Genomic DNA, 22,605 nt, shown 5'->3' with positions numbered 1-22,605 from the left:
CGGTCTGCGCCCCCGCCGTTGACTGCCGAAGCCCTCTGGGAATCGGTCCGGGGGCGCGGCACACCAAAATGCGGTTGCCCAGGGGCTTGCCCAGTCGGAGAGGCCGACTTGGCCGTAGAGGAAGGGCAGGGGCGGCGACGGACGAAGAGCCGCAGGAGCGGCTGGCATAGGCACGCGAGCAACTCGGCAGATGGGCGTGCTCGAACTACCCGAAGAGCTGCGCTGGGCCACTGCCCACAGTCTCGCGCTGTTCGTCTGGCGCAACGGCACCGCCAAAGACGCGCAGGCGTCTCGACCGCCTATGCGGCGCAAGAGCACGTACCACGAGACCGGCGGCGCCAACCAGCGCTGGCGCATCACGCCGACCAGCTACACCACGCACGAGGTTGGCCGCTGAACCACATCGTCAGCACGCAGAGCGGCAGGTGCCTCAATGTGGACGAGAGATAGCCCTCCTCGGGCGGAGAGCATTGCTGCTGAAGCAGATCACCCTGACCGTCACTGACCCGCGGCGGCCACCAGTACATTCGGCACCATCGTCGCGGTCGGCGCGGCATCGTCCCTGCTGGCACCGCCGATCCTGGGCCCGCTCAGTGACCGCACCCCCTCACGCCTGCTCGGCCGCCGCAATGTCTGGGGCGCCGGATCGTCGGTCCTCGGGGTCCTCTGCCTGCCGGCGCTGGCGCAGCTGACCAGCCCACTCACGATCCGCATCGCCCGGCCACTGGTGATGTGGTCGCTCCCTCCTCTTTCGGGCGGAACAGGCTGCCACGGCCAGCTCACCTGCACGAGTTCGCTGCCCCCCCCCCGGGACACATCTCGCGCATCATGCCCCCGCCACTTCTTCGGCCGCCATAATGGGGCCATGCCCTCCAGCCCACAGCACCCCGCACCCACGCCGAGCGACCTGTCGGACGCGATCGCCGAGGACCTCGCGCTGTACCGGGAGAAGTTCCGGCGCCGTCTGCCGGAATCGTTGGAAGAGCTGCACGGCCCGGCCCAAGGGGTGGTGGAACTACCTCTGCACCTGGCCTGGTCCGGGATGACCTCATACGACCTGGGCAAGCCTCGCCAGCGCATGGGCCTGTACCGCACCGTCCTGCACGAGGGCCTGCACGACGACCTGCCCCGCTACCTCAACCAGGACCTGCTCCTCCAGCTATGGCCAGTGCTCCGCACCCTCGTCGGCCGTACCGTCCGCGCCGTGTGGGAGGACGCCTTCCCCCAGCTCGCCTCCCGCACCCGGGCAGCCGCGTGACGGACATGCCGGAGCTGCACACACGGCTCCTGGCGGATGTGATCTCGCTCGGCGCCCCGTACCCCCTGGTCCTCACCGGCGGGTACGCCGTGCGAGCGCACCACCTCGCCCACCGCCCGAGTCAGGACCTCGACGTCGCCACCGAGAACCCGGCGCCCATGGCCGACATCGCCGCCACGCTCCGCGCCGGCCTGGAATCGCGGGGCTGGCAGGTGCAAGCGCTGGAAACCGCCCCGCTGTCCGCCCGCTTCACCGTGTCCGACCCGGTCACCGGGCAGGACTGCGAGGTCGACATCCTCAAAGAGATCTTCTGGCGGCCGGTCGTGCAGAGCTCGTACGGGCCAGTCCTCGCGGAGGAGGACGTGATCGGGACCAAAGTCCGCGCCCTCGCCGATCGCGGAGCGCCCCGCGATCTGATCGACGTCTTCGCGGCCTCCCGCCGCTGGAGCACGGCCGACCTCGAAGAGTTCGGCCGTCGGCACGCCCGTGGCCGCTTCGAGCGGGAAGACCTGCAGGCCAGCCTCACAGGGGCCGAGTGGACCGACGACGAGGCTTTCGCCGCCTACGGCCTCGATGACTCGACGATCAGCGCACTGCGCGCCTGGGCCGTGGATTGGGCCGACGCTCTTGCAGCCTTGCTTCTTGAGGAGTCCGAAGAGCCGGACGCCGACTGATCGGGACGCGCTTCGACACGGCGTCAACGCTCGCTCGGACTGATCTTCCTGCGAGCCCGACACTCCCTCAGAGCGAGCGTCGTTTGAGCGTCAACGTTCCTGGGCGACAGGCTGGTCCCGCTGCCACCCTGGTCACCGGTACTGTGCAAAACCGCAGCTCAAAGCACCTAAGGCAAGCAGTCGACCCACTCCACCTGATGGCTGACCGGAAACAGATCGAACCGCCCAGCCATCGACGAAACAACAGGTCAGGACCCCTTAGCCGCAGGCTCCAGAATCGCCACGCACTCCACGTGATGAGTCATCGGAAACAGATCGAACGCCCGCAACATCCGCACCCGATACCCCCCCTCCCGGAAGTACCCCAGATCCCGCGCCAACGCCGCCGGATCGCACGCCACATACGCGATCCGTCGCGCCCCCAGCGACGCGAGATGCGCGACCGTCTTCCGTCCCGCCCCGGCCCTCGGCGGGTCCAGCACGATCAGGTCCACCTCGGTGATACCCGTGCGCGGCAGGACCGATTCGACCTTGCCCTGCTCGATCCGCACCCGCTCGAAGTCGGCGAGGTTGTGCCGGGCGTCCTCCACCGCGCGCTTGCCGGACTCGATGCCGAGCACCGCGCCCTTGTCGCCGAGCCGGTCGGCCAGGGCGCCCGCGAACAGGCCGACGCCGCAGTACAGGTCCAGAGCCATCTCGCCCTTGCGGGGCAGCAGGCCCTGCATGACCGCCGTCACGAGGGTGTCCGCGGCCTTCGGGTGGACCTGCCAGAAGCCGCCGCTGCCGACGCGGTGGGTACGGCCGTCCGCGCGTTCGCGGACGAAGGGGCGGCCGTGGACGCGGTGGGTCCCGCCGTCCTTCTCGCCGACCCGCATCACGGAGACCGGCTTGTCCAGCTCCACGATCGGCAGCCGCGCCCCCGGCTTCGGGGTGAGGATCACCTGCCGGTCCTGCGACCCCGTCGCCGCGATCGCCTCCACCGACGCCATGCCGGTCCAGTCGCGCTTCTCGATGCCCAGCTCGCTGACGCCCTCGGCGGCGATCATGCAGTGGTCGATCGGCTCCACCTCGTGCGAGCGGTGCCGGCGCAGTCCGGCGTGCCCGTCGGCGTCCACGGCGTACTGCACCCGCGTCCGCCACTGCGGCACCTGCCCGGCGGGCAGCTTGTCGCCCTCGGCCGGCATCACGGTGCCGTCCCAGCCGACGTCCTCCGGCGTCAGTCCCGCGAGCCGCTGCAACTGCTCGGTGATGACCTCGCCCTTCAACCGGCGCTGTGCCCCCGGCTTGGCGTGCTGCCAGTCGCAGCCGCCGCAGCGGCCGGGGCCGGCGAAGGGGCAGGGCGCCTCGACGCGGTCCTTGGACGCGTCCAGGACCTCGACCGCGTCCGCGCGCAGGAAACGGTCGCCCTCCTCGCCCTCGGTCACCCGGGCCACGACCCGCTCGCCGGGCAGCGTGTGCCGGACGAACAGCACCTGGCCGGCGTCGGTGCGGGCGATGCAGTGCCCGCCGTGGGCGACGGGGCCGATCTCGACCTCGTACTCCTCCCCCACCAGCGACTTCTTCGGTTCTGCCTGCATGGTGGGGTAACTCCAGATCGAGAAGGGGTACGGCCCTGAACTGCGGTGGACGAGTGGGCAGGAACGCGGTCCGACCGGCGGTCCGTCAGGGCCCGACAACAGCCCACCAGTCTACGTGCTCCCCGCCGCGCCCCGAGCCTTCCGTCAGCGCTGTGCGTCCTGCTCCTTCGCCCGCTCCTGGGCCGGCCCGCGCCGCACCGAACCCGGCGCGTTCCACTCCTGCCGCTTGCGGGCCCGGAGCTTGGCCGCCTCGGAGGACTGGAGCTGGTACGGCACCGAGGTCACCATGATGCCGGGCGTGAACAGCAACCGGCCCTTCAGCCGCAGCGCGCTCTGGTTGTGCAGCAGATGCTCGTACCAGTGGCCGACCACGTACTCGGGGATGATGACCGAGACGGCGTCGCGCGGGGATTCCTTGCGCAGGCTCTTCACGTACTCGATGATCGGCCGCGTGATCTCGCGGTACGGCGAGTCGAGCACCTTCAGCGGTACGTCGATGCCGCGCCGCTCCCACTCCTCGCGCAGCGCCTTCGTCTCCGCCGGGTCCACGTTGACGCTGAGCGCCTCGAGGGTGTCCGAGCGCAGCAGCTTGGCGTAGGCCAGCGCGCGCAGGGCCGGGCGGTGGATCTTGGAGATCAGGACGACGGAGTGCACGCGGGACGGCCGTACGCTGTCGTCGCTCGGGCCCTCGGGGGCGGCGAGTTCCTCGGAGACGTGGTCGTAGTGGCGGCGGATCGCCGTCATCGTGCCGTAGAAGATCACCATGCCCAGCAGGGCCACCCAGGCACCGTGCGTGAACTTCGTGACGAGCACGACGATCAGCACCAGGCCGGTGAAGAAGGCGCCGAAGGTGTTGATCGTGCGGGAGCGCATCATGTGGCGGCGCTTGGCCTGGTCGGTCTCCGTCGACAGGAGGCGGTTCCAGTGGCGGACCATGCCGGTCTGGCTGAGCGTGAAGGACACGAACACGCCGACGATGTACAGCTGGATCAGCCGGGTGGAGTCGGCGCCGTAGATCCACACCAGGAGGATGGCCGCGCCCGCCAGGAGCACGATGCCGTTGGAGAAGGCGAGCCGGTCGCCGCGGGTGTGCAGCTGGCGCGGCAGATAGCGGTCCTGGGCCAGGATCGAGCCGAGCACCGGGAAGCCGTTGTAGGCGGTGTTGGCCGCGAGGAACAGCACCAGTGCGGTGGCCGCGGCGAGCACGATGAAGAAGAAGGTGTCCTTGCCGAAGACGGCCTCGGCGACCTGGGTGATCACCGGGTTCTGGACGTAGCCGGCGCCGACCGCGACACCGTCCTTCAGCAGGTCGACGGCCGGGTTCTCGGCCATACGGACCTTGGTCACCATGGCGAGCACGATGATGCCGCAGAACATGGTGACGGCCAGCAGGCCCATCGCCGCGAGCGTGGTCGCGGCGTTCTTCGACTTGGGCTTGCGGAAGGCCGGGACACCGTTGGAGATCGCCTCGACGCCGGTGAGCGCGGCACAGCCGGAGGAGAAGGCGCGCAGCAGCAGGAAGACCAGCGCGAAGCCCGCGAGTCCCTGGTGCTCCGGCTTGATCTCGTACGACGACGTGGGCGCCCGCATGGTGTCGTCGAGGACCAGCCCGCGGAACGCGCCCCACGCGATCATGATGAAGACGCCCGCGACGAACACGTACGTCGGGATCGCGAAGAGGTTGCCGGACTCCTTGACGCCACGCAGGTTCATCAGCGTCAGCAGCACGATCACACCGACCGCGCACTCGACCTTGTGCTCGACGACGAAGGGGACCGCGGAGCCCAGGTTCTCGATGCCGGAGGAGATCGAGACGGCGACGGTCAGGACGTAGTCGACGAGCAGGGCGCTCGCGACCGTCAGACCGGCCTTGGGACCGAGGTTGGTGGTGGCCACCTCGTAGTCGCCGCCGCCGCTGGGGTAGGCGTGCACGTTCTGCCGGTAGGAGGCGACCACGGTGAACATCAGCACCACGACCGCGACCGCGATCCAGGGGCTGAAGTGGTACGCCGACACGCCCGCGATGGAGAGGACCAGCAGCACTTCTCCAGGCGCGTACGCCACGGAGGACAGCGGGTCGGAGGCGAAGACGGGCAGCGCGATGCGCTTCGGCAGGAGCGTTTCCGCCAGCCGGTCGCTGCGCAGCGCGCGCCCGATCAGAATCCGCTTGGGCACGTCGGTCAGTTTGGACACAACAGAGAATCGTAGGCCCCCGGCCTGGGACGGAGCACATCCGGGTGAAATCGCGCGCGGCGCCGGGGTGAATTCCGTGCCGCGTACGCGCCGGGCGAGGGCCTCGCGGGCGTCCCCATGCCTCCATGACCTGCGTCGGTACGCTCATCACATCCGGGAGGCCTCATGTCGCAGACGACCGCTCAGCTCGTCGGTGCCCTCGTCTCGCTCGCCGGACTGGCCGCCCTGGCACTGGCCAGCCTCCGCAGCTTCAACCGCCGCTGAGGGATCGTTCGTCGGAGGATCGGCCGCGCGGAACCCACGCTCCCGCACCGACCGCACCGCCGGCTTTCGCCCCGCACCGGACGCACTGGCCGGTGTGTCCGACCCGGACGTTACGGTGGACTGAGGCGCACGCGAGCCTGCGATCCGTCCCGCCCTCCCGCAAGGGGTCATCGACGGGACTCCCCGGCATGATGTTGCCCAGCGGTCCGCATCCGGCCCGCGCCTGTTTCCCGGCAAACCGAGAGAAGGATATGAGCGCCACGTTCATGCAAGTCAGACGCCTAACGAGGAGTGCGGGGTAAGCGCCGTGCACATCGTCATCATGGGCTGCGGAAGGGTGGGCTCCGCTCTGGCCCAGACCCTGGAGCAACAGGGGCACACGGTCGCCGTGATCGACCAGGACCCCACCGCCTTCCGGCGGCTGGGTCCCGGGTTCGGAGGCCGCCGGGTCACCGGTGTCGGCTTCGACCAGGACACCCTGCGCGAGGCGGGCATCGAGGAGGCCGGCGCCTTCGCCGCCGTCTCCAGCGGTGACAACTCGAACATCATCTCCGCCCGCGTGGCCCGCGAGATGTTCGGCGTGGAGAACGTCGCGGCCCGTATCTACGACCCCCGTCGCGCCGAGGTCTACCAGCGCCTGGGCATCCCCACCGTGGCCACGGTCCGCTGGACGGCCGACCAGATGCTGCGCCGTCTGCTGCCCTCGGGCGCCGAGCCGCTGTGGCGGGACCCCACCGGCGGTGTCCAGCTCGCCGAGGTGCACGCCTCCGCGGCCTGGGTCGGCCACAAGATCAGCAAGCTGCAGGAGGAGACCGGCGTCCGTGTCGCGTTCCTCACCCGGCTCGGCGAGGCGATCCTGCCCACGTCGCAGACGGTGCTGCAGGAGGGCGACCTGGTGCACGTGATGATGCGCACCGACGAGGTCGACAAGGTCGAGGCGGCGTTCGCCAAGGGTCCCGAAGAGGAGGGCGGTCACTGATGAGGGTCGCCATTGCCGGTGCCGGCGCGGTGGGTCGCTCCATCGCGGGCGAACTGCTGGAGAACGGCCACGAGGTCCTGCTCGTCGACAAGGCGCCGACCGCCATCTCGGTCGAGCGCGTCCCGCAGGCGGAGTGGCTGCTCGCCGACGCCTGTGAGATCACGTCGCTGGACGAAGCGGCCCTGCAGCGCTGCAACGTGGTGATCGCCGCGACGGGCGACGACAAGGTCAACCTGGTCGTGTCCCTGCTGGCGAAGACCGAGTACGGCGTCCCGCGCGTCGTGGCCCGGGTGAACAACCCCAAGAACGAGTGGCTGTTCAACGAGTCCTGGGGCGTGGACGTGGCGGTCTCCACCCCGCGCCTGATGTCGGCCCTGGTCGAGGAAGCGGTCTCGGTCGGCGACCTGGTCCGCCTCCTGCGCTTCAGCCACGGCGACGCCAACCTCGTCGAACTGACCCTCCCGGAGGAGTCGGCCCTGGCCGGCACCCGGGTCGGCGACGTGGAGTGGCCCCAGGACACGTCCCTGGTCACCATCATCCGCGGCAACCGGGTCCTGACCCCCTCCCGCGAGGACTCCCTGGAGGCAGGCGACGAACTCCTCTTCGTGGCGGCCCAGGCCCGCGAGGAGCAGCTGGAGGACCTGCTGTCGGTCCGCCGCGAGAACACGTCGAGCTGAGCCATTCGCGGATACGACAAGCAAGGGCGCCCCGAATGCTCGGGGCGCCCTTGCTTTCCAGCCTGTCCGGCGTTTGAGGACGAGGCCCGTTCAGGGCCGAAGCGGGGGTCTGGGGGCGGCAGCCCCCAGGGACGGTCACACCAACGCCGGGTACCTACTCGGCCCGGCCGGCGGCAGCCTTGCGCTCCTCCTCGGCCTTCTCGGCCGCTTCCATCTCCGCGAACACATCGATCGGCGCCGGCGCCTTCGCCAGGAACACCCACGTCAGCCACACAGCGAGCAGGAACGGCGGGATCTTCAGCGCGACCAGCACCCACCCCAGCTGCGTCGTGTCCGCCCACCAGTACAGCGGGAAGAGGATCGCGCACTTGGCGAGCAGGATCAGCCCCCACGCCCAACTGGCCTTCGCATACGCCTTCTTGCGCCCGGGGTTGCGCTTGCGCCAGGAGAGGTTCTCCTTGAACACCGGCCCGAGGATCAGCCCGATCAGCGGCACGCCGCACAAGGTCGTGATGATGTACGCGAGTCCCAGCCCCAGCGTGTACAGCATGCCGGGGAGATAGAAGTCCTTCGCGTTGCCGGTCATCATCGCGAACACGACACCGAAGGCGACGCCGAAGACGCCACTGAACGCGTGCTTGACGGTGTCCCGCATCACCAGGCGCACCACCACGAGCGCCAGGGACACCCCGAGCGCGGCGATGGCCGACAGGTGGAGGTCCTTGTTGATCGTGTAGATGGTGACGAAGAGCAGGCCGGGCAGCACCGTCTCGATCATGCCGCGCATGCCGCCGAAGGCCTCGAACAGCGCGGCCTCGGTCACCGCCCGGGCGTCGTGCTCGGCGTCTGCGGTGGTGTCTTCAGTCGGCTTGTCGAGCGACGTCACCGGCTACTCCCGTCCGAGGGGTCTCAGTTCGTATTTCGGGTTGAACAGCACCCGGCGGCCTCGGCTCATGGAGATCCGGCCCGATGCGATCAGCCGGCGCCCCGGCTCTATCCCGACTATGGAGCGCCTGCCGAGCCACACCACGTCGAGGGCGGCGGAGCCGTCGAACAGCTCGGCCTCCAGGGCCGGGACTCCCGCTCGCGGCCGCAGGGTGACCGTGCGCAAGGTACCAGTAACCGTCACTATCTGTCGGTCATGGCAGTCACAGATCCTGACGCATCCGGCCGTCTCGGCGTCCTCGCGCAGCTCCTCGGACTCCAGGTCCTCCTGCGACGAGGAGAGCCGGTCGAGCATGCGCCGGAACCGGCCCACCGACTTTTCGGAACGAGGAACAGCACTCATGTCTTGAAGCCTACCGGGGTGCACCGACACTCTCGTACCCCTGGTGCCGCGCCCCGAACCAGCCCTCTGTGACCAGCTCATTTCTCGAATCGGTACCCCATCCCCGGTTCCGTGACGAAGTGCCTGGGATGCGAAGGATCGGCCTCCAGCTTCCGGCGCAGCTGGGCCATGTACACCCGCAGATAGTTCGTCTCCGTCCCGTACGACGGCCCCCAGACCTCCTGCAGCAGCTGCTTCTGGCCGACGAGCCGCCCGGAGTTGCGGACCAGCACCTCCAGCAGATGCCATTCCGTGGGGGTCAGCCGTACGTCCTTCCCGCCCCGGTTGACCTTCTTCGCGGCCAGGTCGACGGTGAACTCCTCGGTCTCCACCATCACGTCGTCCTCGCCGCCCCCGGTCGGTTCGGCCCGGCGGACGGCGGCCCGCAGCCGGGCCAGCAGCTCGTCCATGCCGAAGGGCTTGGTGACGTAGTCGTCGGCGCCCGCGTCCAGCGCCTCGACCTTCTCGTCGGAGGAGTGCCGGGCGGACAGCACCAGGATCGGCACCCGGGTCCAGCCGCGCAGCCCCCTGATCACCTCGACGCCGTCCATGTCGGGCAGACCGAGGTCGAGGACGACCACGTCGGGGTGGCGGGTGGCGGCGAGTTCGAGGGCGGTGGCCCCGTCGTGGGCCGCGTCGACCTCGTACTTGCGGGCCTTGAGGTTGATCACGAGGGCGCGCACGATCTGCGGCTCGTCGTCGATGACCAGCACCCTCGTGGGGGTCTGGGGGGTCCCCCCGGTCGGGCTCAGCATGTGGCCTGCCTTTCAGGTTCCGCGGGGCGCTCCACGGACGCGGCCCCCTGTTCGAGAAGCTCCGCGCGCGCTCCCGCCGCCCGGAGGGTGAGCACCATTGTGAGGCCGCCGCCGGGCGTGTCCTCGGCGTTGAGGGTGCCGTTCATGGCCTCGGCGAAGCCGCGCGCGACCGCGAGCCCGAGGCCCACTCCGGCACCGCGCGGGGCGTCGCCGTAGCGCTGGAAGGGCGCGAAGATGCGCTCCTTGACCTCGTCGGGGACGCCCGGGCCGCGGTCGACGACGCGTACCTCGACCCGTTCGGCGATGGCGCTCGCGGAGACCAGCACCGGCTCGTCCTGCCGGCTGTACTTGACGGCGTTCTCGACCAGGTTGGCCACCGACCGCTCCAGCAGCCCGGGGTCGACGGCGACCATCGGCAGCGTCTCCGGAATGTCCAGCTCCACGCTGTCCTCCGGCACCCCGCCGAGCGCCATCGGCACCACCTCGTCGAGGTCGATCTCCCGGATCAACGGCGTCACCGTGCCCGTCTGCAACCGCGACATGTCCAGCAGATTCCCCACCAGATGATCGAGCCGGTCCGCACCCTCCTCGATCCCCTCCAGCAGCTCCGCCTCGTCCTCCTCCGACCACGCCACATCATCGGAGCGCAGCGAGGACACCGCCGCCTTGATACCCGCGAGAGGCGTACGCAGGTCATGGCTCACGGCGGCCAGCAGCGCCGTACGGATCCGGTTGCCCTCCCCCAGCTCCTTGGCCTGATCGGCCTCGCGCTGCAGACGCTGACGGTCCAGCACCACCGCCGCCTGCGCGGCGAAGGCGGCAAGCACCCGGCGGTCCTCGGCGGGCAGCACCCGGCCGGCCATCGCGAGCGCCATGTGATCGCCGACCGGCACGTCCACGTCCGCCTCCTCGGGCCGCTCCGGCGCCCGCCCCGAGCCCACCCGGCCCGCACACGTCCACGGATCGACATCGCTCTGCCGCTCCAGCAGCGCCGCCGACTCCATGCCGAACGTCTCGCGCACCCGTTCCAGCAACTCCTCCAGGCCGGTCTCGCCCCGCAGCACGTTCCCGGCGAGGAAGGAGAGGATCTCCGACTCGGCGCGCAGACGAGCCGCCTGCTGGGTGCGGCGGGCGGCGAGGTCGACCACGGAGGCCACCGACACCGCCACGAAGACGAAGATCACGAGCGCGAGCAGGTTCTTCGGGTCGGCGATCGAGATGCGGTGCAGCGGTGGGGTGAAGAACCAGTTGAGCAGCAGCGATCCGACCGCGGCCGAGGCCAGGGCGGGGTAGAGCCCGCCGAGCAGGGCCGCTGCCACCGTCAGGGTGAGGAACAACAGCATGTCGTTGGCGAGACCGAGGTCGGAGTTGACGTGGGTCAGCAGCAGGGTGAGCAGCACCGGACCGCCGACGCCGGTGAGCCAGCCCCACACGATTCGGGACCGGCCAAGTCTCGTTCCGCGGGCCACGGGCAGTCCGCGTCCCTTGGCGGCCTCCTCGTGCGTGACGATGTGGACGTCGAGGTCGGGGCCCGAGTCCCGGGCGACCGTGGCGCCGACGCCCGGTCCGAGGACGTACTGCCAGCTCTTGCGGCGCGAGGAGCCGAGGACGATCTGAGTGGCGTTCACCCCGCGCGCGAAGTCCAGCAGCGCCGCCGGGATGTCGTCGCCGACGACGTGGTGGAAGGTGCCGCCCAGGTCCTCGACGAGGGTGCGCTGGACGGCCAGTTCCTTCGGCGAGGCGGACGTCAGGCCGTCGCTGCGGGCGATGTAGACGGCCAGCACCTCACCGCCGGCGCCCTTCTCCGCGAGCCGCGCGGCCCGGCGGATCAGCGTCCGGCCCTCCGGACCGCCGGTCAGTCCGACCACGATCCGCTCCCGCGAGCCCCAGATCGTCGACACCTGGTGATCACTGCGGTACTGCTTCAGGTATGCGTCGACCCGGTCCGCCACCCACAGCAACGCCAGCTCCCGCAGGGCGGTCAGGTTCCCGGGCCGGAAGTAGTTCGACAGGGCCGCGTCGACCTTGTCCGGCCGGTAGATGTTGCCGTGCGCCATCCGCCGCCGCAGCGCCTGCGGCGACATGTCGACCAGCTCGACCTGGTCGGCCCGGCGCACCACCTCGTCCGGCACGGTCTCCTGCTGCCGTACGCCGGTGATCGACTCCACCACATCACCCAGCGACTCCAGGTGCTGGATGTTGACGGTCGATATCACGTCGATCCCGGCCGCCAGCAGCTCCTCGACGTCCTGCCAGCGCTTGGCGTTGCGCGAGCCGGGGATGTTGGTGTGGGCCAGCTCGTCGACGAGCGCCACCTGCGGACGCCGCTCCAGTACGGCGTCGACGTCCATCTCGGTGAAGACGGCCCCTCGGTATCCCAGCTCGTTACGGGTGATCTGCTCCAGCCCGTGCAGCATCACCTCGGTGCGGGCCCGCTCGTGGTGTTCCACGAACGCGACCACGCAGTCGGTGCCGCGTTCGATCCGCCGGTGCGCCTCGGACAGCATCGCGTACGTCTTGCCGACGCCCGGTGCCGCACCGAGGTAGATCCGAAGCTTGCCGCGTCCCATGGCCCTATTGTCTTCCGGTCCCACTGCCAACTGCGCAGCGTCGACCTTACGGCCAATAATCGCGACAAATGGGGCCGGGTGCGGCGACGGGAGCGTCTTTGACGCAACTCTGACGCCCCCGCCGCCCCGCCTCACCCCGGATTGTCGCCGTGAGTGAGGGTCTCCCAGGCCACGAAGAGGTTGTTGCTGCCGGCCGGGCGGTTGCGCTCGGTCAGCGTCTCGGTGTTGGTCATGGCATGGCCGAGACGGTTGACCAGGGCGTTGTGCCCGACCTCGGTGACCGGCCCGAGTCCGAGCTTCAGCGAGCCGCCGCAGAGCCAGCCGGGCACGGTCGTACCGAGCTCGTACTTGGCCTGGAACCCGAGCGCCTGCCGCAGCCGCTCACCGACGTCGGTGCCGTACAGGTCCTGCCCCTGGATCCGGCTGGTCTCCGCCACGTGCGAGACGGCCGAGATGCCGTACCCGGTGTGGGTGAGGTCGCGGCAGGTCTCCTGGGTGAGGCCGGTGACGAAGGTGGACTGCCCCTGCCAGTACTTGACGATCTTGTCCCGTGTGTCGAGGTTCTGGCTCGGCACGGTCTTCGGCAGGTCGCCGTCGGAGGACAGGTAGACGTAGGCGGCGGCGCGGGCACGGAACTTCGCCATGGCCTTGTCGTACGACGCCTTGTCCTCGAGGAAGACGGAGATGCCGACGGCGGCCTCCGTCATCGACAGCTCCCAGTTCCCGTTGGAGTTCGAGCCGTTGATGATCTCGGGCAGATAGACGTTGCGGAGCATGGTGGCGAACCGGCCGGAATTGGCCCAGTTCCCGCTGTACGTGTACTTGATGATCTCGGCGGCCCTGGGCCACGAGGAGCCGGCCCAGCCCGTCTGCAGAGGCGCGTTGCTGTTGGTGTGGTCCCTGATCACCGCGGACCAGGCGTCCATCAGCTCGATGGCCTTCTTCGCGTACCGCTCGTCGCGGGTGATGTACCAGGCGAGCGCCTGGGTGTACGCGGCCATCGCGTCCTCGCGCTCGTCGCTGCAGCCGTAGTCGGGGTTCGAGTACGAGCCGCACTCGACGACCGCGCGGGGCTTGGGCGTGCGGTTCAGATCGGCGTACTTGCTCGCCGTCATCCGGTCGAAGGCACCCTTCCAGGGCTGGGCGCCGGCGTTCACCTTGGAGCGGGTGAAGTCCAACTGGCCCCGGGAGACGGCGACTCCGGGGTGGACGAAGGTGCTGGGAGCGGCGTCGGCGGGCCAGGCGAGGGCGCCGGCGACGAGGGCGGCCGCGGCCGCGAAGAGTGCGGTTCTGCGCATGCGTGGGGGGCCTTCCGTTCTTGTATGTGAACGCGAAGCGCCTTTATGAACAGACGCGTTTGGCCGGAGACGGTAGGTACAGACCAATGCGCCGTCAAGAGTTCACGCATGAGAAAGGGCCGCACCCCGTGTGGGATACGGCCCTGATGTTTCTACGTTGCTCAGCGAACCTCGGTGATCTCCGGTCCGCGCTGGAGCTGGCCCATGCCGCCGGAGAAGCGCGAACCCGCCTCCTCCTGCTGGACGCCCTCGGGGACCATCTGGGCGTCGTTCGGCAGCTTCAGGACGATCGGGTCACGGGGGGCCATCGGGCCTTCGCCGCGGACCACGACCGTGTCCCGGAAGATCTGCTCGAGCAGACCGCCCGCCTGCGGCTGCACCGCGCCCTGACCCGAGATCACACCGCGCAGGAACCAGCGCGGACCGTCCACACCGACGAACCGCACGACCTGGAAACCGCCCGTGCCGTCCGGCAGCTGAACCGGCACCTGGGCCCGCAGCTCCCAGCCCAGGGGGCCCTCGACCTCGTCGATGATGCCACCCTGCTGGGTGATGCCGGAGCCGATCTCCTCGCGCACCTCGCCCCAGATGCCCTCGCGCTTGGGTGCGGCGAAGGCCTGCAGCTGGATGGCGCTGTCGCGCAGCACGACGGTCGCCGCGACGATCGCGTCACCGGCGACCTCCACGCGCAGCTCCATGCCGTCGACGCCCGGCACCAACAGGCCGCCCAGGTCCACCCGGCCCTCGCCGGGCTCACGGACCTCAGTGCTGTCCCAGGGCCCGTCGGGCCGCGGTTCCGGCTCGAGCCGAACGCGCTCGCGCGTGCCGTCGTCGTCCGCCTCACTGTCGATGTCGACGACCTGCTCGGGCTCGCCGGCCGCGTCCTCGGCGGCACCCTTCTTCTTGCGACGTCCGAACACGTCACTGTCCTTCCCGGTCGGATACGACCGAAGCGTATCGATTCCCACCCGTTGCACCGCCATCGGCGGCCTGATCGCTTGTATCGCTTGTGCCGCCCACCGCGGCATGGCCGCCGGTGGACCCGAAGCCCCCCTCGGCCCGTGCCGAATCGGGAAGCTCCGCGACCTCTTGGAAGCGAACCCTCTCGACCTGCTGGACGACCAGTTGGGCAATCCGGTCGAAGCGCTCGAACCGCACGGTCTCATGCGGGTCGAGATTCACCACGATCACCTTGATCTCCCCACGGTACCCGGCATCAACCGTCCCCGGGGCATTCACGAGGGCGACACCGAGGCGGGCGGCGAGACCGGAACGGGGGTGCACGAAGGCCGCGTACCCCTCCGGCAGCGCTACAGACACCCCGGTGGGCAGTACGGCCCGCTCCCCCGGCTTCAGTTCGCAGCTGACGGTGGTGCGCAGATCGGCTCCCGCGTCACCAGGGTGCGCGTACGTCGGAAGCGGTACGTCGGGGTCGACGCGCCGGATCAGCACGTCGAGTTCTCGACGGGGCTCACGGCTCACGGGTTCACCTCGAAGGCACGGGCACGGCGGACCTGGTCCGGGTCGCTCATGGCGGCCCGGATCTCCGCCGGGCGGCCGTTGTCGATGAAGTGGTCGACCTTCACCTCGATGAAGAGGGCGTCGGCACGGACGGCGACGGGCCCGTCGGGACCGCCGATCCGTCCGGTGGCGGTCGAGTAGATCTTGCGGCCCGCCACCGCCGTCACCTCGGCCTCCAGATACAGCACCGTGCCCACCGGAACGGGCCGCACGAAGTCGGTCTCCAGCCGCCCGGTCACGGCGATGGTGCGCAGCAGCCAGTTGAGCGAGCCGAGGGTCTCGTCGAGCGCGGTCGCGAGCACACCGCCGTGCGCGAGCCCGGGCGCCCCCTGATGGGCGGGCTGCACGGTGAACTCGGCGCTGATGCGGACGCCGTCACCGGCGCGCGCCTCCAGGTGCAGCCCGTGGGCCTGCTCGCCACCGCAGCCGAAACACTCGCCGTAGTGCGCACCGAGAAGCTCACCGGGTGCGGGAGCGTCGGGGTGACGGGCGGGTTTCACGGCGTCGGCCGGAGGCTTGAGAGTTGCGGAAGTACCACTCACAGCCGCAGACCTTACCCGCCCGCCCGTCTCCCACCGCCGCCCCACCTGGCGGCGCTTCGCGTCGGCCCCCCTGACAACGGCCATACCCGGACACCGTGCCAAGCTTGGCTCCATGCAGCTCTCCGCCGCCCCGTACGAAGAACGCCTCACCGCCCCCCGCACCTGGTGGCTGATCTCGTTCCTGGTCGGGGTCTCCCTGGCCCTGATCCTCCTGCCCTTCGGCACGCTGCCCATGCTCGCCGGGCTCGTCGGCGGCACCGCCGCGGCGTCCGTCATGGCGAGCTCGTACGGCTCGGTCCGCATCCGCCTGGTGGGCGACTCGCTGATCGCGGGCGAGGCGAAGATCCCGGTGCGGGCCCTGGGCGAGGCACACGTCCTGGACCCTGAGGAGGCCCGCGCCTGGCGCACCCACAAGGCCGACACCCGGGCCTTCCTCCTCCTGCGCGCCTACATCCCGACGGCTCTGCGGGTGGAGGTCACGGACCCCGAGGACCCGACCCCGTACCTGTACCTGTCGACTCGCGAGCCGGAACGCCTCGCGGAGGCGATCAAGGCGGCGAAGGCCTCGGTCTAGCACACCCGAGCGGGCCTTCACCGGCCTGGTCAAGATTTGCGCTAGCCGCGGCAAAAACTTCGCCGCGGCCCGCCGCACGGCCTCCGGGCGGCCGCCGTGCCCGTACCGCTCCCGCTGCCGCGATGTCAGCTGCCGCCGAGCTTCTTGAACCTGTGCACGCGTCCGAGGTCACCCATCTCCAGTGGCTTCGCCGGGCGCTCCAGCGGGGGCAGTTCCGGCAGCTCGTCCCACGGCACATGGATCTTCCGCAGGTCCGCCCGAATCCGTGCCGCGAGCCTCTTGGTGTCCCGGCGGTTCATGACCGCGCCCACCGCGGCTCCCACCATGAAGGGCATGAGGTTCGGCAGATTCCGGACCATCCGCTTCATGATCTGCTGTCGCAGTTCCCGCTTCATCTGCCCACCGAGCGCGGCGTTGATCGTCGCCGGCTTCATCGGGTCGATGCCGCGCTCCTCGGACCACGAGGACAGATACGCGGTACTGCGGTCCTTCAGATTGCCGGGCGGGCGTACGCCGTACACCTCGTACAGCTCGGCGATGAGTTTCAGTTCGATCGCCGCCACACCGGTGATCTCGGCGGCCAGTTCCGTCGGCATCGCGGGTGGCACCGGCAGCATCGCCGCCGCACCGACTCCCGCGCCGACCGTCGAGCTCGCGTTCGCCGCGCCTGTCACGAGCTTGTCCGCGATCTGCTCGGGCCCCAGACCCGGGAACTGCCGACGAAGGGTCGCGAGGTCCCGTACGGGGATCCGCGGGGCGTTCTCGATGATCCGGTCGGCCAGGTACCCGAGGCCCGCTCTGGCGCGGCTGCCGCCCTTACGGACGCCTTCCCGGGCCTTCTCGCGGATCACCGCGCCCCTCCGCTTGGCGGCGGGCGCGGCGACCTCCCCGTGCGCCGGGAGGTCAGCCCCGGACACGGGTTCGAGCGAGGCCCCCGTACTGGATGAGCCCCGCTCGTCGTCACGCGCGCCGTACGGGCCGTCGGACGGCCCTTCGTCCGCTCCCGACTGTCGGGAGCGGCGCTTCCAGGGTGGGGTCGAGCCAGTCATGCCCGACCCGACCTCAGTCGCAGTCGCGGCAGATCGGCTGACCGTTCTTCTCCCGGGCCAGCTGGCTGCGGTGGTGCACCAGGAAGCAGCTCATGCATGTGAACTCGTCCTGCTGCTTCGGCAGCACCCGGACGGCCAACTCCTCATTCGAGAGGTCCGCGCCGGGCAGCTCCAGGCCTTCGGCAGCCTCGAACTCGTCGACGTCCACAGCGGACGTCGACTTGTCGTTCCGCCTGGCCTTCAGCTCTTCAAGGCTGTCCGAGTCGACGTCGTCGTCGGTCTTGCGTGGGGTGTCGTAATCCGTTGCCATGTCGCTCTCCCCCTCTGGGTGTCTGCGGTGTCTCCAGCGCACGTAACGCGTGAGAGGCCGGACTTGTGCCCGACCCGAGGCGGAGATTTTGCCTCACATCAAGGTCTGTTACTCAATCGACACCCAACCGGACTCCTCAAGAGTGATCGGCTTGGATGGCGAACGGGACCGTACACGGTCCTAATGCCGCAGTTCAAAGGCGTCTCACCGTGTACTTCCCGTGATCAAGACCCCCGAAAACCCGGATTTTCCCGGCTTTCCAACGGGCCGCATGATCACTGAGAGTAGATGGCCGGAAAATCGCCCTTGTGATCGATCACACACGGGACTGCTCGACGAGTGCCCAGAAAATTCCGCGCAAAGCGAACATCCCCGTTGTGTCGGTCAGGTGTCGGCGCACATGGTCTCAGATCGGCAGGGTTACCCGCATCACGAGTCCTCCGCCCTCTCGTGGTTGCGCCGAGATGTGCCCGCCGTGCGCCCGGGCCACGGACCGCACGATGGACAGCCCCAGGCCTACACCCTTGTCGCTGCCTGTGCGCTCCGTGCGCAGCCGTCTGAACGGCTCGAAGAGATTGTCGATCTCGTACGCCGGCACCACCGGCCCGGTGTTCGACACGACCAGAACCGCCTGCCCGTGCTGGACCTCGGTGGTGACCTCGACCCAGCCGCCCTCCGGGATGTTGTACCGGACGGCGTTCTGCACCAGGTTCAGCGCAATGCGCTCCAGCAGCACGCCGTTGCCCTGCACGACCGCGGCCTTCTGCTCGCCGCGGATCACCACGCCCTTGGTCTCGGCCTCCGCATGCACCTGGTCGACGGCCTGCTCGGCCACCTCCGCGAGGTCCACCGGTTTGCGCTCGACGATCTGGTTGTCGCTGCGGGCGAGCAGCAGCAGGCCCTCGACCAGCTGCTCGCTGCGCTCGTTGGTGGCCAGCAGCGTCTTGCCGAGCTGCTGGAGCTCCATCGGCGCGTTCGGATCCGACAGGTGCACCTCCAGGAGTGTGCGGTTGATCGCGAGCGGCGTACGCAGCTCGTGCGAGGCGTTGCCGACGAAGCGCTGCTGGGCGGTGAACGCCCGCTGCAGCCGCTCCAGCATCTCGTCGAAGGTGTCGGCCAGTTCCTTCAGCTCGTCGTCCGGCCCGTCCAGCTCGATACGGCGGGACAGGTCCGAGCCCGCCACCGCGCGGGCGGTGCGGGTGATCCGGCCCAGCGGTGACAGGACGCGGCCGGCCATGGCGTAGCCGAACGCGAAGGCGATGACGGCGAGGCCGAGGAGGGCCAGCAGGGAGCGGCTGAGGAGATCATCCAGCGCGACATGGCGCTGGTCGTCGATGCAGGCGCTGATCGCCTCGTTGAACTGGGAGAACGTGAGGTTGTCGGACTTGATCGCGGGGCAGTTGTCGCTCGTGACCTGGAGCTGGGTGGCGTCCACGATCTTGAACAGGGGTTCGTTGCCCGTGTTGATCGCCTGTGCGGCCAGCAGGTAGATGATCGACAGCAGCAGGATGCCGGCGATCAGGAACATGCCGCCGTACAGCAGCGTGAGCCTTATCCGGATGGTGGGGCGCAGCCACGGGAAGGGGGGCTCCACCCTCCGGGGGTCCCAGGTGGGCTTGGGAGGCGCCTGGGGAGGCGCGGGAGTCGCGGCCATGGTCGATCAGATCCGGTAGCCGGAGCCGGGCACGGTGACGATCACCGGTGGCTCCCCTAGCTTGCGGCGCAATGTCATGACGGTCACCCGCACCACGTTCGTGAACGGGTCGGTGTTCTCGTCCCAGGCCTTCTCCAGGAGCTGCTCGGCGGAGACGACCGCGCCCTCGCTGCGCATCAGCACCTCCAGCACGGCGAACTCCTTCGGCGCGAGCTGCACCTCCTTGCCGTCCCGGAACACCTCGCGGCGGTTCGGGTCCAGCTTGATGCCGGCGCGCTCCAGGACGGGGGGCAGCGGCACGCTCGTACGGCGGCCGAGGGCGCGCACGCGTGCCGTCAGCTCGCTGAAGGCGAAGGGCTTGGGCAGATAGTCGTCGGCGCCGATCTCCAGCCCCTCGACACGGTCGCTGACGTCGCCGGAGGCCGTGAGCATCAGCACGCGTGTGGGCATGCCGAGTTCGACGATCTTGCGGCAGACGTCGTCGCCGTGCACCAGCGGGAGGTCGCGGTCGAGGACGACCACGTCGTAGTCGTTGACGCCGATGCGCTCCAGGGCGGCCGCACCGTCGTACACGACGTCGACGGCCATGGCCTCCCGGCGAAGTCCGGTGGCCACCGCATCGGCGAGCAGTTGCTCGTCCTCGACGACGAGTACGCGCACGTCGCTTGTCCTTCCTGTGTCCACCCGCGTAGCGCTTGACTCGCACGCGGGCAGGGGTCCTGGTCGGGTGTCTTGGCCTCCATCCTGCCCTTTTCCGCCATAAGTCGGCGGTAAGACGGGTGCGCGGGCCATGCAGGACGGGGGTGCGGCCCGGGAATGCGAGATTTTCTCTTCCGGTTGAGGTTTCCGCGGAAGGGAGCGGGGGGAGGACGGCTTTACACCCCGCGATCACGCTCTGCTCGTGCCGCACCACCATGCGGTACGACTCGATCCGCTTCCCGCAGAGCGGGCGTGGGTGTCCGGCACCGTCGCCGCCCGGCAGGGCAGCGCTGGGCACCTACCGGAGACGTGATCGCCCCTTCCTAACGGCACACCCCCGTGCCACCGACCCACGACCCAGGACGAGGGGGCGCAGCATGGACGCATTCACCGCAGGACTTCTGCAGCGCATAAGGGCGACCGAGTCCGACCTGACGCGGGCTCGTGACGAGGGCGACGACTTCCTCGTCGAGGTGGAGCAGGGCGAGCTCGACGACCTGCGCCGCCTCGCCGCCGAGCACGGTGTGGAAGTCGGCGCGTCACGCGTCTGACGAGCACGACGACGGGGCCCCGGCGAATCCAGCGCCGGGGCCCCGTCGCGTGCTCCCGCGGCCGCGTTCACGCCCTGCCGGGCGGGAGGACGGCCGGCGTTGCGGCCCGTCAGTCGTGCCAGGCGCCGAAGTCCTCCAGGAGCCGCTGGAGGGGCTCGAAGACTCCCGGGGTGGCCGCCACCACGAGATCACGTGACGGGCGCTCTCCGGGGCGTCCACCGGTCAGGGCGCCCGCTTCTCGTGCGATCAGGTCGCCCGCGGCGACGTCCCAGGCGTTCAGGCCACGCTCGTAGTAGCCGTCGAGGCGGCCCGCGGCCAGGTCGCACAGGTCGATCGCGGCCGAGCCGCCGCGGCGGATGTCACGCAGGAGGGGGATCAGCTTCCGCGCGACGTCGGCCTGGTGGGTGCGCACCTCGGTGACGTAGTTGAAGCCGGTCGAGACCAGGGCCTGGTCCAGGGGCGCCGTGGGCCGGCAGCCGAGCCTTCGCTCGCCTTCCCAGGAGCCCGTGGCCCAGGCGCCTGTGCCGCGCACCGCGTGGTACGTCTCGCCGCGCATCGGGGCCGCCACGACCCCGACGACCGTCTCGCCGTCCTGCTCGGCGGCGATGGAGACGGACCAAGTCGGCAGCCCGTACAGGTAGTTGACCGTGCCGTCGAGCGGGTCGATCACCCAGCGGATGCCGCTCGTGCCCTCGGTGGAGGCGCCCTCCTCGCCGAGGAAGCCGTCGTCCGGGCGGTGCTCGGAGATCACGTCGGTGATCAGCTTCTCCGCCGCGATGTCCATCTCGGTGACCACGTCGATCGGGCTCGACTTGGTCGCGGCGACCGCGAGGTCGGCCGGGCGGCCGTCGCGCAGCAGCTCGCCCGCGCGGCGGGCGGCCTCCCGGGCCAGCCGGAGCAGTTCCGAGTGCAGGGGGTCGGTCACGGGGCTCCTCACGCGTACGGGCTGTCGGCGCCCGCGGCGGCGGGCCTGGGGGCGCGGGCCGGGCAGCAGCCGATCGGACAGAGGTTGTGGTCGGCGCCGAGCGCGCCCAGGGCGCAGGGCGTGACGTCCTGGCCGCGCTCCACGGCGGCGCGCTCCAGGACGAGGTCGCGGATCGCGGCGGCGAAGCGCGGGTCGTCTCCGACGGTGGCCGAGCGGCGCATCGGCAGGCCCAGCTCCTCGGCCTTGGCCTTGGCCTCCGTGTCGAGGTCGTAGAGGACCTCCATGTGGTCGGAGACGAAGCCGATGGGGGCGATCACGACCGCCGGGACCCCGGCCTCGTGCCGCTCCTCGATGTGGTCGCAGATGTCCGGCTCCAGCCAGGGGATGTGCGGAGCGCCGGAGCGGGACTGGTAGACGAGCTGCCAGGGGTGGTCGACGCCGGTGCGCTCGCGTACGGCGTCGGCGATCAGCTGCGCGACGTCCAGGTGTTGCTCGACGTACGCACCGCCGTCGCCCTGCTCCTCGACCGGGCCGGAGCTGTCCGCGGACGCGGTCGGGATCGAGTGGGTCGAGAAGGCGATGTGCGCGCCGTCCCGGACGTCCTCGGGAAGGTCGGCGAGGGACTCGACGACACCGTCGATCATCGGCTCCAGGAAGCCCGGGTGGTTGAAGTAGTGCCGCAGCTTGTCGACCTTCGGCAGCTCCAGGCCCTCGGCCTCAAGGGCGGCGAGCGAGTCGGCGAGGTTCTCGCGGTACTGGCGGCAGCCCGAGTAGGAGGCGTAGGCGCTGGTGGCGAGGACGATGATGCGGCGGCGGCCGTCCGCGACCATCTCGCGCAGGGTGTCCGTCAGGTACGGCGCCCAGTTGCGGTTGCCCCAGTAGACCGGCAGGTCCAGGCCGTGCTCGGCGAAGTCCTTGCGCAGGGCGTCGAGCAGGGCGCGGTTCTGGTCGTTGATGGGGCTGACGCCGCCGAACAGGAAGTAGTGTTCGCCGACTTCCTTGAGGCGTTCCTTGGGGATGCCCCGCCCGCGGGTGACGTTCTCCAGGAACGGGATCACGTCGTCCGGGCCCTCGGGGCCGCCGAAGGAGAGCAGGAGCAGGGCGTCGTAGGGGGTGGCATCGCGCGCGTCTGGCATGGATCGATCCTGTCATCCGGTACTGACAGCCGGGAAACGGCGGGGTGACCACCCGGGTTCCCGATTCGTCCG

General features: G+C 69.9%; 23 protein-coding genes. 7 read left to right on the top strand and 16 right to left on the bottom strand.

Going from position 1 to position 22,605, the window contains the following annotated elements:
- Positions 1-196 precede the first annotated feature (196 nt).
- The 3 genes from AB5J49_RS35515 (at position 197) to AB5J49_RS35505 (ending at position 1,932) form a co-directional block, all read left to right on the top strand.
- Positions 197-397: a hypothetical protein gene (locus AB5J49_RS35515; RefSeq protein ID WP_369172946.1), complete on the top strand. Its 201-nt coding sequence runs from the start codon at positions 197-199 to the stop codon at positions 395-397.
- Between the two features lie 468 nt (positions 398-865).
- Complete coding sequence (locus AB5J49_RS35510; RefSeq protein ID WP_369172945.1) at positions 866-1,258, top strand: hypothetical protein; 393 nt, start codon at positions 866-868, stop codon at positions 1,256-1,258.
- A gap of 5 nt (positions 1,259-1,263) precedes the next feature.
- Entirely contained in the window at positions 1,264-1,932 is a 669-nt protein-coding gene (locus tag AB5J49_RS35505) for a nucleotidyl transferase AbiEii/AbiGii toxin family protein (protein WP_369172944.1), read from the top strand.
- A gap of 248 nt (positions 1,933-2,180) precedes the next feature.
- Here AB5J49_RS35505 and AB5J49_RS35500 read toward each other — a convergent pair whose 3' ends face one another.
- Together AB5J49_RS35500 and AB5J49_RS35495 are read right to left on the bottom strand one after the other, a co-directional pair.
- A complete protein-coding gene (locus AB5J49_RS35500; protein WP_369172943.1) occupies positions 2,181-3,509 on the bottom strand; it encodes a class I SAM-dependent RNA methyltransferase in 1,329 nt (442 codons plus the stop codon).
- 144 nt (positions 3,510-3,653) lie between these two features.
- On the bottom strand, positions 3,654-5,702 hold the full coding sequence (locus AB5J49_RS35495; protein WP_369172942.1) for an APC family permease: 2,049 nt from the start codon (positions 5,700-5,702) through the stop codon (positions 3,654-3,656).
- Positions 5,703-6,273: 571 nt separating this feature from the next.
- Here AB5J49_RS35495 and AB5J49_RS35490 point away from each other — a divergent pair.
- Both AB5J49_RS35490 and AB5J49_RS35485 read left to right on the top strand, forming a co-directional pair.
- Positions 6,274-6,945: a TrkA family potassium uptake protein gene (locus tag AB5J49_RS35490; RefSeq protein WP_274244370.1), complete on the top strand. Its 672-nt coding sequence runs from the start codon at positions 6,274-6,276 to the stop codon at positions 6,943-6,945.
- Positions 6,945-7,622: a TrkA family potassium uptake protein gene (locus AB5J49_RS35485; RefSeq protein ID WP_369172941.1), complete on the top strand. Its 678-nt coding sequence runs from the start codon at positions 6,945-6,947 to the stop codon at positions 7,620-7,622. Before AB5J49_RS35490 ends, AB5J49_RS35485 begins: the two co-directional genes overlap by 1 nt.
- Before the next feature lie 154 nt (positions 7,623-7,776).
- Here the strand turns inward: AB5J49_RS35485 and AB5J49_RS35480 are convergent, their stop codons facing one another.
- The 8 genes from AB5J49_RS35480 to AB5J49_RS35445 all read right to left on the bottom strand — a co-directional run bounded on the left by AB5J49_RS35480 (position 7,777) and on the right by AB5J49_RS35445 (position 15,635).
- The gene (locus tag AB5J49_RS35480; protein WP_369172940.1) at positions 7,777-8,508 is read right to left on the bottom strand and encodes a DUF3159 domain-containing protein; all 732 of its coding nucleotides are present in this window, start codon (positions 8,506-8,508) and stop codon (positions 7,777-7,779) included.
- A 3-nt stretch (positions 8,509-8,511) separates the two neighbouring features.
- Entirely contained in the window at positions 8,512-8,910 is a 399-nt protein-coding gene (locus AB5J49_RS35475) for an OB-fold nucleic acid binding domain-containing protein (protein WP_369172939.1), read from the bottom strand.
- 77 nt (positions 8,911-8,987) lie between these two features.
- On the bottom strand, positions 8,988-9,704 hold the full coding sequence (locus tag AB5J49_RS35470; protein WP_369172938.1) for a response regulator: 717 nt from the start codon (positions 9,702-9,704) through the stop codon (positions 8,988-8,990).
- Positions 9,698-12,274 carry a DUF4118 domain-containing protein gene (locus AB5J49_RS35465; RefSeq protein ID WP_369172937.1) on the bottom strand — a complete coding sequence of 859 codons (2,577 nt, stop codon included), beginning with the start codon at positions 12,272-12,274 and terminating at the stop codon, positions 9,698-9,700. Before AB5J49_RS35465 ends, AB5J49_RS35470 begins: the two co-directional genes overlap by 7 nt.
- A 131-nt stretch (positions 12,275-12,405) precedes the next feature.
- Positions 12,406-13,572, bottom strand: coding sequence for an alginate lyase family protein (locus AB5J49_RS35460; RefSeq protein WP_369172936.1), 1,167 nt, complete (start codon positions 13,570-13,572; stop codon positions 12,406-12,408).
- Positions 13,573-13,733: 161 nt separating this feature from the next.
- Positions 13,734-14,492: a DUF3710 domain-containing protein gene (locus AB5J49_RS35455; protein ID WP_369172935.1), complete on the bottom strand. Its 759-nt coding sequence runs from the start codon at positions 14,490-14,492 to the stop codon at positions 13,734-13,736.
- Between the two features lies 1 nt (position 14,493).
- The gene (dut, locus tag AB5J49_RS35450) at positions 14,494-15,054 is read right to left on the bottom strand and encodes a dUTP diphosphatase (protein WP_369172934.1); all 561 of its coding nucleotides are present in this window, start codon (positions 15,052-15,054) and stop codon (positions 14,494-14,496) included.
- On the bottom strand, positions 15,051-15,635 hold the full coding sequence (locus AB5J49_RS35445; RefSeq protein WP_369172933.1) for a PaaI family thioesterase: 585 nt from the start codon (positions 15,633-15,635) through the stop codon (positions 15,051-15,053). Before AB5J49_RS35445 ends, dut begins: the two co-directional genes overlap by 4 nt.
- Before the next feature lie 112 nt (positions 15,636-15,747).
- Between AB5J49_RS35445 and AB5J49_RS35440 the strand changes: the two genes are divergently transcribed.
- Positions 15,748-16,209, top strand: coding sequence for a DUF3093 domain-containing protein (locus AB5J49_RS35440; RefSeq protein WP_369172932.1), 462 nt, complete (start codon positions 15,748-15,750; stop codon positions 16,207-16,209).
- Between the two features lie 125 nt (positions 16,210-16,334).
- On the opposite strand, the gene AB5J49_RS35435 is transcribed toward AB5J49_RS35440, so the two are convergent.
- The 4 genes from AB5J49_RS35435 to AB5J49_RS35420 all read right to left on the bottom strand — a co-directional run bounded on the left by AB5J49_RS35435 (position 16,335) and on the right by AB5J49_RS35420 (position 19,882).
- On the bottom strand, positions 16,335-17,258 hold the full coding sequence (locus tag AB5J49_RS35435; RefSeq protein WP_369172931.1) for a hypothetical protein: 924 nt from the start codon (positions 17,256-17,258) through the stop codon (positions 16,335-16,337).
- Positions 17,259-17,271: 13 nt separating this feature from the next.
- Positions 17,272-17,568 (bottom strand): DUF4193 domain-containing protein, encoded by a 297-nt coding sequence (locus AB5J49_RS35430; protein WP_005481602.1) that lies wholly within the window; start codon positions 17,566-17,568, stop codon positions 17,272-17,274.
- A gap of 406 nt (positions 17,569-17,974) precedes the next feature.
- A complete protein-coding gene (locus AB5J49_RS35425; RefSeq protein WP_369172930.1) occupies positions 17,975-19,222 on the bottom strand; it encodes a sensor histidine kinase in 1,248 nt (415 codons plus the stop codon).
- Positions 19,223-19,228: 6 nt separating this feature from the next.
- Positions 19,229-19,882, bottom strand: a complete 654-nt coding sequence (locus tag AB5J49_RS35420) for a response regulator transcription factor (protein WP_007385219.1) — start codon at positions 19,880-19,882, stop codon at positions 19,229-19,231.
- Between the two features lie 416 nt (positions 19,883-20,298).
- Here AB5J49_RS35420 and AB5J49_RS35415 point away from each other — a divergent pair, with 416 nt between their 5' ends.
- Entirely contained in the window at positions 20,299-20,472 is a 174-nt protein-coding gene (locus AB5J49_RS35415; protein WP_164904867.1) for a hypothetical protein, read from the top strand.
- A 109-nt stretch (positions 20,473-20,581) separates the two neighbouring features.
- Here the strand turns inward: AB5J49_RS35415 and AB5J49_RS35410 are convergent, their stop codons facing one another.
- Together AB5J49_RS35410 and AB5J49_RS35405 are read right to left on the bottom strand one after the other, a co-directional pair.
- Complete coding sequence (locus AB5J49_RS35410; RefSeq protein WP_369172929.1) at positions 20,582-21,397, bottom strand: inositol monophosphatase family protein; 816 nt, start codon at positions 21,395-21,397, stop codon at positions 20,582-20,584.
- A gap of 8 nt (positions 21,398-21,405) precedes the next feature.
- On the bottom strand, positions 21,406-22,533 hold the full coding sequence (locus AB5J49_RS35405; protein WP_369172928.1) for a ferrochelatase: 1,128 nt from the start codon (positions 22,531-22,533) through the stop codon (positions 21,406-21,408).
- Positions 22,534-22,605 lie beyond the last annotated feature (72 nt).

It is taken from the genome of Streptomyces sp. R28, from assembly GCF_041052385.1.
Classification (GTDB): domain Bacteria; phylum Actinomycetota; class Actinomycetes; order Streptomycetales; family Streptomycetaceae; genus Streptomyces.
This window is presented reverse-complemented; position numbering and strand designations above follow the sequence as displayed.